Below are 10,029 nucleotides of genomic sequence, written 5' to 3'. Positions count from 1 at the left end.
GCTGACCCTTTCCACGTTTCGGGACAGCACCTTGAAAAATATGCCCGCAGGACAATGGCGGTGCATCATAGGGCAAACGGATACGTTGCTGTCTGTATCGAGCCGGACGGCGGGTGCGCCACGATGCTTTTCTCTGAAAAGTGGAGCGATCACCACCACGCCGCAATGCAAGCGCGGCTGCTTGCGGGCCATGACATACAGGCAGGCTGATACTCCCTTACCGTCAAAGTCCGAGCGTTCAGAGCGTCGCAGGCAATGAGTAGGGCTGCATGAGGAATGCAGGGGTGAGATTCCCGTGGGTTGCTGCCAGCAGCCATCCGTTGGCTCATTTTTTGATTTTTAAGAAAGGGGATTTTTACGATGCAAGCGAAAAAGACAAACCCGGAAAAAACAAAAAATCCAGAGATGCTTACTCTGGATTCGACTTATCGTATTGGCAATCGCTCCTTTATCGTTGAGCCGGTGTTCAAAGAAGAAAGTTCCCAGACCTTAGGAGAAGTTCTTCTCCGGCTGATGAAATCCGAAAGCGAAAAATTATAATGACCTTTCGGGAGGCAGCGGACAGAGAAAGCGGATTGTGTTATAATATAGGTGTACAAGTGAATTTGCTATTCGACTGTCCCAAGAAAGGAGCGAGTATGAAACAGTCGAGTAACAAGAAATCCCGTGAAGCAACCGCTTTTCTCTATGAGCGTCTTTCCCGTGATGATAATTTGGAGGGCGAGAGTTACAGCATCGGCAACCAAAAGAAACTGCTCACCAAAGTTGCAAAGGAAAAAGGCTATACCAATCTGGTTCACTTTCTGGATGATGGCATTTCCGGCGTGACCATGAACCGTCCCGGTTTCGTTGAAATGATGCAGCAACTTGAACAAGGGAAAGCCTCCGCTGTGTTCGTCAAAGACCTTTCCCGTCTGGGCCGAAACTATATCGAGGTCGGGCGGCTGACAGAAGAATTTTTCCCGGACCATGACATCCGACTTGTTGCCGTTTCGGACAACATCGACACGGCCGAGGGAGAAAATGAACTGGCACCCATCCGAAACCTGTTCAATGAGTGGTATGCCCGCGACATCAGCAAGAAACGCCGTATCAGTAATAAAATCAAAGGCAACTCCGGCGAACCGATGGGGCTTCCTCCCTATGGATATATCAAGGACCCGAACAATCCCAAGCATTGGGTCATTGATGAAGAAGCTGCACAAGTTGTCCGGCGCATTTTTGATATGACGTTGGAGGGCTTTGGCACGGAACAGATTGCCACCCAGTTTGAAAAGGAAGGCATCCTGACGCCGCAGGCCTACTGGATTCAGAAAGGCATCGGCCGTCCCGGAAAGACCAAGACGCGCCCCGCCACCAAGTGGAATGGCTCCACGATTACCCATCTTCTGTACCAGCAGGAGTATTGTGGTGATGTTCTGAACTTCAAAACCTACTCCAAGTCCTACAAGAACAAGAAGCGGATTCATAACGACCCGGAAAATTGGGTGGTGTTCCAAGATGTTCACGAACCCATCATTGAACGTGCCGTGTTTGAGCAGGTACAGCAGAAACGCGGAAAAATGCGCAAACGCCGTACCAGCAACGGAGAACACAATATGTTCTCTGGCTTACTTGTCTGCGCAGACTGCGGCTGCAATCTGCACTTCCACTTCAATCAGGGCAACCCGGAAATCAAGTATTTCAACTGCTCCAACTACAAGGGCAACCGTGGCACCTGCCAATCCACCCATTACATCCGTGTGGATTTTCTGGAAGAAGTGGTGCTGGGCGAGATTCAGCGGCTGACCAAGTTTGCCAGCCTCTATGAGGACGACTTTTTGAAGGCTGTTATCGGGCACTCCCAGCAGGCAGACGAAGCCGACCGCAAGCTGAAAGAGAAAGAGTTGAAAGCACTCCTTGCCCGTGATGAAGAACTGGACGGCCTCTTTGAGCGCATCTATGAGGACAATGTTTCCGGCAAGATCTCTGATGAACGCTTTTCCAGAATGTCCCGGAGATATGAGGACGAGCAAAAGGAGCTGACCGAGAAAATCAAACAGCTCCGCTCCGAAATCGAAAAGCAGAGCAGCCGCACCATGACAACGGATATGTTCATCAGTCTGGTTCGCAAGTACACCAGAGCAAAAAAGCTGACACCCCGGATGCTGAATGAACTGGTGGAAAAAATCGAAGTGTTCAATGCAGAAAAGGTCAACGGTGTATGGGAGCAGCGGCTCCGTATTCACTATAACTGTGTGGGTACCATCGAGATTCCAAGCGCACTTCCTTTGCCGACACCCGATGTATCGGTGAATACAAGAAAAGGCGTAGTTGTGAACTACGCCCCCTGTGATGTCGCTATTTAGCAAATAAAAAATGACGAATGTTCTTTGACAGCTAAATGCTGTAAGAACATTCGTCATGGTGCAGGAATGCAATCCAAATCCGAACCGTTTTCCTCGGATGCAACTTCTGTCGCTTCTCCAAAAGTCACAGTCTGTGTCCCTTCTTTATAGTTAAAGGTAATGAGAACCTTATCATCATACAGGTAAATCGCATTGATGAACGTATCCACAAGTGCCTGCCGCTGGTCTTTCAGGCTCATGTCCAGCTTGCGGAACCGCATCAGCCAGAAGCGGATAAATTCCTCTTTGATTTTCGGCTTTGCCAGCTTTTCTTCCGCAATGCGGGCTTCAAGCTCACGCTTGGTTTCTTCGAGTTGCTCCAATCGCTCCTTGGTGGAACTGGTCAGGATTCCGGCTTGAATCGCATTGAGCATATTCTGAATACCCGATTCCGCATCCCGGAGCTGCTTCTCATAGAGGGGAAGATTGGTATTCTCCCGGTCTTGCAGCTCCATGACCTTGGCAATTATGGATTCCATTGCGGCATCATCCCGGACAAGCTGCATGGTCTGGTTGACCACCAAATCTTCCAGCCACTGCTTACGGACAGTCTTTTTCTTGCAGCCCTTGTGTTTTTTGGCGGTAGCACATTTATAGTATCGGTGGACTTCTCCCGTCCGGCTCGTACCGCTCTCACCAAACATCAGTGCGCCACAGCAGCCGCAGTGCAACTTGGTTGTCAGCAGGTAATCGTCCTCTGCCTTTCTCCGAGCAGGGGCTTTCTTGTTTTTGACAATCTTTTCCTGCACATCATCGAACAATTCCAGCGGCACGATGGGCGGAATCGCATCGGGCACGACCACGTCCCGGAATTTCAGTTCTCCGATGTAACGCCGATTCTTGAGCATATGTTCGACACTGTTATAGGTGAACGCGCTGCCGACCGGGTTCTTGATGCCATTTTCATTCAGCCAGTCCCGAATTTCTTTCATCGTAAGACCATCCCGGTACTTCCTGAACGCTTCCAGCACGAAAGGGGAGGCAAGCGGATCGATGTGAAATTTTCGCTCGGAATCCAGCGTATAACCAAACGTTCCACGCCCACCATTGCAGCGACCTTTCAGGATATTCTCCGTCTGTCCACGGACAACCTTTTCGGCAAGGTCAGCGGAGTAGTATTCTGCATAGCCCTCCAGCACCGACTCCAAAATGATGCCCTCCGGCCCCTCGGAGATGATTTCTGTGGCCGACATGAGCTTGACACCGTTCTTCTTCAGCTGGGTCTTGTACCGTGCGCTGTCGTAGCGGTTCCGGGCAAAACGGTCGAGTTTCCAGACCAGAACGATGTCAAACAGCTTCTTGTCGCTGTCTTTGATCATCTGTTGGAACTGCGGGCGATTATCTGTTTTAGCAGAGATGGCACGATCAATGTAGTGCTTGACGATGGTGATGTCGTTCTTTTCGGCATAGGCCGTGCATTCACGAATCTGACCCTCAATGGATTCTTCGCGCTGGTTGTCGCTGGAATAGCGGGCGTAGATCACGGCGGTCATAGCGGTCACCTCCATTTATATATCATTGAACGATAATACGTTTGCCAATCTTTAATTTCGTATAATATATCACGCAACTTCAATAAATACAAGGTCTTTCTAAAAAATCCAAGAAAGCTCAATATAAACAAGCTTTCTGTTGTTTTGCAATTTGTTCGATTCTGGGAAATGAATGTTCAAAAAACATCTGGAAAGCGCCACACAAATAGTTATGATTTCCCGTGGAATCTACATACCAATCCCGTTTACAGCCTCCGAAGCACATTCTTCGCCAGCGGCATGAATTACACTCAGCAGGATGTTCTGCTCCGTCCTTCAAAAAACGGCGCTCCTTATCGCATTGCATGATTTCGACAAATGACGTATCCTTCACTACCCCCAGTTTCCATTCGTCTAAACAGTAAAAGTCACAAGGATAGAGAGAACCGTTTCCTTCCATCACAAGATAATTTCCACAGCTTCCACTTGTGGCACATGTTCCTGCAGGCATTCCCATAGCAAGATAGATATAGTCGTCAAATAAACGGACGCTTGTATACTGACCAGCTTGCCAATCCCGATACCATTCATCAAATAACCCACATAAAAAGTGTCCATAAAGTTCCGGTGTAATGGAATATGGCATACTGCCACGAGGTTTACCTAATGGATCAAGACACGGCGTAAATTGCAGATAGTTACCACCAAGTTTCTGAAGCGTATGATACACTTTGACAGGGCTTTTTGCACACGATCGTGTAACAACACAGAGGATGTTTGTATCAACTTTATTTTTTTGCAAAAGAGAAAGTGCTTTTGTCACGCGAGCCCATGTGGATCTTCCAAAAGCATCTGGGCGTAATTCATCATGAAAAGCTTTTGTGCCATCTATACTGATTCCCACTAGGAAGCGATTTTCTGCCAGAAAAACAGCCCACTGTTCATCAATCATCAGGCCATTTGTCTGAATTGCAAAATTCACGTGGACGTGGTTTGCGTTATGCTGGTAAACCTTTTCAACAAAATAACGGTAGTAATCCAGCCCAGCAAGTGTTGGTTCTCCTCCCTGAAAGGCGAACGTCACGCTACTGTTCCTGTTATCCAATGCAGCAAAGGCTTGTTGAATCAAACAATCGACAGTTTCAGTCGTCATTCGGCCAGTGCTGGCTTCTGTACGATTGACTGCTTCATCTTCATAAAAACAGTAGCGACAACGCATATTGCACAGACTTGAAGCCGGTTTGATTAGAAAGTTCAAATTTTTCATTGTTACCTCAGCTTAATATCTTCTATTTTACTGCTTAGAGCTTTCTTCATGAAGCGCTTCTATGATCATCTCAATAAACATGAAAAAAGTAATCGCATCATCTAGAAGATAATTGCATCGCTCGTGGCTAAGGAAAGGAAGCACAACCGTCTGGGTAACAAGTTTTGCGAGAGTGGTACGGGTCGACATGGTGATGAGGATGACCGATGCTCCTCGTTGAACATATTGTTCCACAAGGGATTCATAAAGCGGATCACCGCTGAGAGAAAAAATAAATACAACATCATCAGATCGGATGAAGGAAACATAGCATTCCATCTGCGAAGTATCATTCATAAAGTGGCTGTCGATGCCGGAACGATTCAGACGAAAAGCCATCTGCTGTGCAGACATGCCAGAGTGATAGTTGCCAAGAGTGATAACGCGATTGGCCCGGTGGATGATCTGAACGATCGTCTGAAGCTGATCAGCGGCGACCCCTTGACGGAGCTTTTGGATAATGTTTTCGTACCGGGTCAGGATGTTGTGCTCCTGTGCAGAAGCTGCCAGAGCCGGTTCATGAAGATAGGCATATTTGAACTCAGACCATCCCTGATATCCGAGTTTCTGGCATAAACGAACGATGGCACTGCGTGAGATGCCGGCATCCTGTGCAATGAGCTCAGCGCTTCGGCGCTGGATATCGTGCGGATAGTTCAGCAGGTATTCTGCGGCTTTGCGCTCGTTTTTGGGGAGACTGGGAAGCACAGCCTGCATATTTTCCAGAACTGTCATAGAGATTACCTCCATCGGAGTCTAAAAATTGGGGTATCGGTAAGGATCACTATTTCAAGTATAATCGAAAAATGAACATCTGTCCAGAATTGAGCTGTAAAACAATCGAAATGCCATCCATTATCATTAAACGCACAGAGACTCAAACGAGTCGGCTGTGCGTTTTTTCTTTACTACAACCCCATAGGACGGAGGTGAGACTGACGGGAAAGTACCGCTACCTGACCTTCGAGGACAGGAAGAAGATCGAGGCGTGGCATCTGCTCGGAGATCGGCCGGTCGATATTGCGGCCCGCCTGAGCGTTCACCACACCACGATCTACAAGGAACTCCAGCGAGGCGCGACCGGCGCGCTGGACGCCAACCAGCGCGAAGGGTACAGCGCAGAGCTCGCCGAGAGGCGGCTGCGTGAGAGCTTCAAGCGCAGAGGTAAACGAGCACCGGCCGCACAGTAGCCAAGAACACCCGGCAGCGCCGGGCCGAAGAAAGGAGACCCCCATGAGAAGCAGAAGAAACAACACGACCCTGACACGCAAGGTTGACAAGTGGAACCCTCGCAAAGTGTGGCTCATTAAGCGCTACGCCGACGGCCACTATGCCATCAACCAAGAAGTCGGCGGTCGTGTTTTTTATTCCAGCTACCAGAGAGCGACCAAGGCGCAGATCGCCGCGATCTTCGCCTGCTGCTAAAAACGCCAAGATCCCCGGGAACCCCGGGCCAAGTAGAAAGGAGCACACCATGAAATACGATCCAAACGTGTACGGCTATGTCAACGGAAAACCGACGTACAGCCGAGACGAGTTCATCTTCACCGTCCGAGGCTTTGGCCATATCGAAAACGACGCCGATCTGCTGGCCTTCGCCGAAAAGGTGACGAGCCGCTGGTACAACGCCGGGTGGCATCAGACCTTTGCCACCTACTACCTCAGCGACTACGCCCTGAGCGAGCCGGGACGCAGCCTGACCGTGAAGGAGTTCAACAGGCTGAAGGAGCTCCAGCAGGCGGCTCGAGAAGCCGAGAAGGCAGCGGACGACGCCCGCGAGTGGAAACTTCATCAGACGATCTACTGGGCCGACAACAGCGTCGAGGAGATCTGGATCGACAAGAACGGAGCTACCAAGAGCATCATGACCGTCGGCCCGCACGGCGACGCCTGCTGAGGAGGTGCGGAACATGAACACCAAAGCCATCCGGCAGCTCGCCGACGTCACGCTGGACAAGTACCGCAGCTCGATCCCTCGCAAAGCCTTCGAGGAGTTTGTGAAGGACATCATCGCCGGCGAGAACCGTGCGACCGCCTTCAGATACGAAGCGAGCCCCATCTGCCGAGCCTCGTTCCCGTCCACGCTGGACGAGGACGGCGCCCGCTGCACCGTGGAGGTCACGGTCTACCGGCTGAACGCCGTGGCCGTCACCGCCTTCCTGCTGGACGGGCCCGAGACGCTGCTGCGGCACATCGGGCTCGACGAGCGGGACACATACACCACCAAGCACGAGATCGACGACCTCGTCACCGTCGTGCACATCACCAGAGAGGAGGCGCCAGCATGGCAGCACTGAGAGACATCGCCCGAGACTTCGCCGCGGAGATCCGCGACGGCATCGGCTGGACAATCGTGTATCGCACCGGCCGCTCGTGGAACGCCCTGACGATCTGGAGCGACATCTGGAACGGCGAGTGGGAGACCGACGACCTCAACGACGCCATCGGGATCCTGAAGGCAGACCCGGACGCCGTCATCGTCAACGGCTACTACTGCGGCCACTTCGGTGAGGGCATGACCATCGACGAGATCGCCGCCGGGATCCGCTGGCACTACGAAGGCGGCCACAACCGCCTCGCGGACTATTGCGAAGTCACGCAAGGCCGGGACGCCCTCGAGGAGGGCCGCAAGGCTGCTGAAGCTGCCGGCCTCCCGTTCTGCGAGCGTCTGGCCGACGGCGGCGATGACGAGCTGAGCCCCTACGTCTACGACGGCAGCATGGCGCTCGCCGACCACGAGAAGATGCAGCAGGCCCGCGAAGCCTTCGATAGACTGGCCGACACGCTGCGGGAAATCGCCGCCAAGCTGGCCGAAGCCATGAAGCCGGTCATCAACGCCGTGCTCTCTGCCTTCAAAAAGCTCTGGAAGGTATCGGTCAGGGCCATCGGAGTGCCGCCGAAGTGGCTGCACCTCGCGGCCCACGCAAAGAAAGCCAGAACCCGGAAGAAGTACCGCAACCGCATCCGGCGCTACGTTTTCGAGACTCTGGCTGCGGAAGGAGGTGGAGGCCCATGACAGCCAAGTGCGTCGGCTGCGGGCTCGACTGGAACGTCAGCATCTACCAGAAGATCCCCCGCACCGGCTACATCTGCCCGCACTGTGAGAGCCGGCTCCGCGCCGGCGAGACCCTGCCGAACATTCAGGCCAGCCAGAAGGCTCGGCCGCAGAGAACGAAAGGAGCAACCCCATGAAAAAGATCGCACTCAAGAACGCCGCCCGCGGCACGGCCTTCGACTATGCCGGCCAGAGTTGGATCCTGCTGGAGAATGATGACGGCCGCGCCCTCTGCCTGAGCAAGGACATCATCGAGACCCGAGCCTTTGACGAGGGCAACTGCAACAACTTCGCCGTCGCCAGCAGCAAGGAATACCTCAACGGCGCCTACCTCGACAACCTGCTCGAGGACGTGAACGGCCCCAACGCCTTCCTGACCACGGAGCTCGACCTGACCACCGACGACGGCCTGAAGGACTACGGCACCTGCACCGTCACCATCTTCCTGCTGACGGTCGACCAGTACCGGCGCAACCGCGACGTCATCCCCAACGCAGACGACTGGTGGTGGCTCTCCACCGCCTTCAGCACGAAGTCTAACGGCTACGAGTCACTCGCCCGCTTCGTCCGCACCGATGGCACTCTGAGCTGGGGCAACGCCTGCGGCGGTGGCGGCGGCCTGCGCCCCGCTTGTTATCTGGACTCCGATCTCCTGATCTCCATCGAGGACGACGAAGCCACCGACGACGTCACGCCGGAGCACGCCGGCGAGATCATCGCGGCGCTGGCCGAGCAGTTCGGCGGCACCTTCGCCACCGAGGATCAACTGACCACAGCCCTCTCGTTTATGCTCGGCACCCTGAGAGCTACCCGCGATAAGGAGGCCCGGCATGAGTAACCTCTCCACCCTGTTCGACCGCTACAAGGCCCTCGTCGTGTTTGATACCGAGACCAGTGGCCTCGACTTCGACAACGACCAGATCATCGAGCTCGCCGCCCTGCGCGTGGAGCGCACGGCCACCGGCGGCCTACGGATCGCCGGCAAGATGGACACCTTCATCAAGCTGCCCGAGGGCGAGACCCTCCCGGAGAACATCGTCAGCCTGACCGGCATCACCGACGAGCGGCTCCAGACCGAGGGCGTGCAGCCGGTCAAGGCAGCCGGCCAGATCGCCAAGCTCATGCAGAACGGCCCGACCCTGATGATCGCCCACAATGCACAGTTCGACGCCTGTTTCCTTCGTGGCCTGCTCCGAGGCCAGAAGGTCGGCCGGATCGACTGGCTGGACAGTCTGACGGTCTACAAAGACCGCAGGGCCTACCCGCACAAGCTCGCCAACGCGATCATCGCCTACGACCTCACCGGCAAGGTGCAGAACAGCCATCGCGCCATCGACGACGTGCTGGCCCTGTTCGAGGTACTGAAGGCGATGGACGACGAGCGCGAGGATCTCGGCAGCTACGTCAACCTGTTCGGCTACAACCCCAAGTACGGCGTCAGCGGCCGCCGGATCGTGGGCGTCAGATATGAGCCGCAGAGCTTCAGCAAGGGCCTGACTCGCCCGGAGCAGACGCTCCCGGCCCGCGTGACGCGGAGGTGACAGCATGAGCCCGGAGATCACGATCACGGGCGAGGAGCTGCGCGAGCGCGTCGAGGATCACCTCGACCGCTGGATCCCTGACGACGTCTGGAACCGTGCCGAGCCCTACGCCCGCCACAAAAATGAAGTAAACCGGCAGCGGCACCCCGAGATCGACTACTACGACAACGACTACCTCGTGCTGCTGACCGCTGACACCGTCCGAGAGACCGAGTTCAGCGACCTCACTCACGCCCTCTGTGATCTGACCGTCGCACGGGCTCAGTGA

15 protein-coding genes are annotated in these 10,029 nt (G+C 54.0%); 12 read left to right on the top strand and 3 right to left on the bottom strand.

Annotation, left to right across the window (positions count from 1 at the left end; all coding sequences use genetic code 11):
• The 3 genes from D3F01_RS13650 to D3F01_RS13640 all read left to right on the top strand — a co-directional run.
• Positions 1-210: hypothetical protein (locus tag D3F01_RS13650; RefSeq protein WP_242889267.1), on the top strand; the 210-nt coding region annotated here is incomplete at its 5' end.
• A 150-nt stretch (positions 211-360) separates the two neighbouring features.
• A complete protein-coding gene (locus tag D3F01_RS13645) occupies positions 361-540 on the top strand; it encodes a hypothetical protein (protein ID WP_005927535.1) in 180 nt (59 codons plus the stop codon).
• A 98-nt stretch (positions 541-638) separates the two neighbouring features.
• A complete protein-coding gene (locus tag D3F01_RS13640) occupies positions 639-2,348 on the top strand; it encodes a recombinase family protein (RefSeq protein ID WP_242889266.1) in 1,710 nt (569 codons plus the stop codon).
• Positions 2,349-2,401: 53 nt separating this feature from the next.
• Here the strand turns inward: D3F01_RS13640 and D3F01_RS13635 are convergent, their stop codons facing one another.
• The 3 genes from D3F01_RS13635 to D3F01_RS13625 form a co-directional block, all read right to left on the bottom strand.
• Positions 2,402-3,880 carry a recombinase family protein gene (locus D3F01_RS13635; protein ID WP_242889265.1) on the bottom strand — a complete coding sequence of 493 codons (1,479 nt, stop codon included), beginning with the start codon at positions 3,878-3,880 and terminating at the stop codon, positions 2,402-2,404.
• Between the two features lie 118 nt (positions 3,881-3,998).
• Entirely contained in the window at positions 3,999-5,126 is a 1,128-nt protein-coding gene (locus D3F01_RS13630) for an anaerobic sulfatase maturase (protein WP_242889263.1), read from the bottom strand.
• 27 nt (positions 5,127-5,153) lie between these two features.
• On the bottom strand, positions 5,154-5,900 hold the full coding sequence (locus D3F01_RS13625) for a MurR/RpiR family transcriptional regulator (protein ID WP_242889262.1): 747 nt from the start codon (positions 5,898-5,900) through the stop codon (positions 5,154-5,156).
• A gap of 194 nt (positions 5,901-6,094) precedes the next feature.
• On the opposite strand from D3F01_RS13625, the gene D3F01_RS13620 reads away from it, so the two are divergent.
• From D3F01_RS13620 to D3F01_RS13580, 9 genes are read left to right on the top strand one after another with little or no spacing between them, the layout of a single operon-like run.
• Positions 6,095-6,355 carry a helix-turn-helix domain-containing protein gene (locus D3F01_RS13620; protein WP_020989852.1) on the top strand — a complete coding sequence of 87 codons (261 nt, stop codon included), beginning with the start codon at positions 6,095-6,097 and terminating at the stop codon, positions 6,353-6,355.
• 43 nt (positions 6,356-6,398) lie between these two features.
• The gene (locus D3F01_RS13615; protein WP_195385513.1) at positions 6,399-6,590 is read left to right on the top strand and encodes a hypothetical protein; all 192 of its coding nucleotides are present in this window, start codon (positions 6,399-6,401) and stop codon (positions 6,588-6,590) included.
• Between the two features lie 49 nt (positions 6,591-6,639).
• Positions 6,640-7,062, top strand: a complete 423-nt coding sequence (locus D3F01_RS13610; RefSeq protein ID WP_242889261.1) for a hypothetical protein — start codon at positions 6,640-6,642, stop codon at positions 7,060-7,062.
• A gap of 13 nt (positions 7,063-7,075) precedes the next feature.
• The gene (locus tag D3F01_RS13605) at positions 7,076-7,462 is read left to right on the top strand and encodes a hypothetical protein (RefSeq protein WP_242889260.1); all 387 of its coding nucleotides are present in this window, start codon (positions 7,076-7,078) and stop codon (positions 7,460-7,462) included.
• Complete coding sequence (locus D3F01_RS13600; protein WP_242889259.1) at positions 7,450-8,181, top strand: hypothetical protein; 732 nt, start codon at positions 7,450-7,452, stop codon at positions 8,179-8,181. The genes D3F01_RS13605 and D3F01_RS13600 overlap by 13 nt, the downstream gene beginning before the upstream one ends.
• A complete protein-coding gene (locus D3F01_RS13595) occupies positions 8,178-8,357 on the top strand; it encodes a hypothetical protein (protein ID WP_008981460.1) in 180 nt (59 codons plus the stop codon). The genes D3F01_RS13600 and D3F01_RS13595 overlap by 4 nt, the downstream gene beginning before the upstream one ends.
• A complete protein-coding gene (locus D3F01_RS13590; protein ID WP_242889258.1) occupies positions 8,354-9,058 on the top strand; it encodes a DUF6273 domain-containing protein in 705 nt (234 codons plus the stop codon). Before D3F01_RS13595 ends, D3F01_RS13590 begins: the two co-directional genes overlap by 4 nt.
• Positions 9,051-9,761: a 3'-5' exonuclease gene (locus tag D3F01_RS13585; protein WP_242889256.1), complete on the top strand. Its 711-nt coding sequence runs from the start codon at positions 9,051-9,053 to the stop codon at positions 9,759-9,761. The genes D3F01_RS13590 and D3F01_RS13585 overlap by 8 nt, the downstream gene beginning before the upstream one ends.
• A 4-nt stretch (positions 9,762-9,765) precedes the next feature.
• Positions 9,766-10,029 carry a chitinase gene (locus tag D3F01_RS13580; RefSeq protein ID WP_242889254.1) on the top strand — a complete coding sequence of 88 codons (264 nt, stop codon included), beginning with the start codon at positions 9,766-9,768 and terminating at the stop codon, positions 10,027-10,029.

The organism is Faecalibacterium sp. BCRC 81149, assembly GCF_022750605.1.
GTDB lineage: Bacteria > Bacillota > Clostridia > Oscillospirales > Ruminococcaceae > Faecalibacterium > Faecalibacterium duncaniae.
The sequence above is the reverse complement of the archived record's forward strand: the minus strand, read 5'-3'. Positions and strand labels throughout refer to the sequence as shown.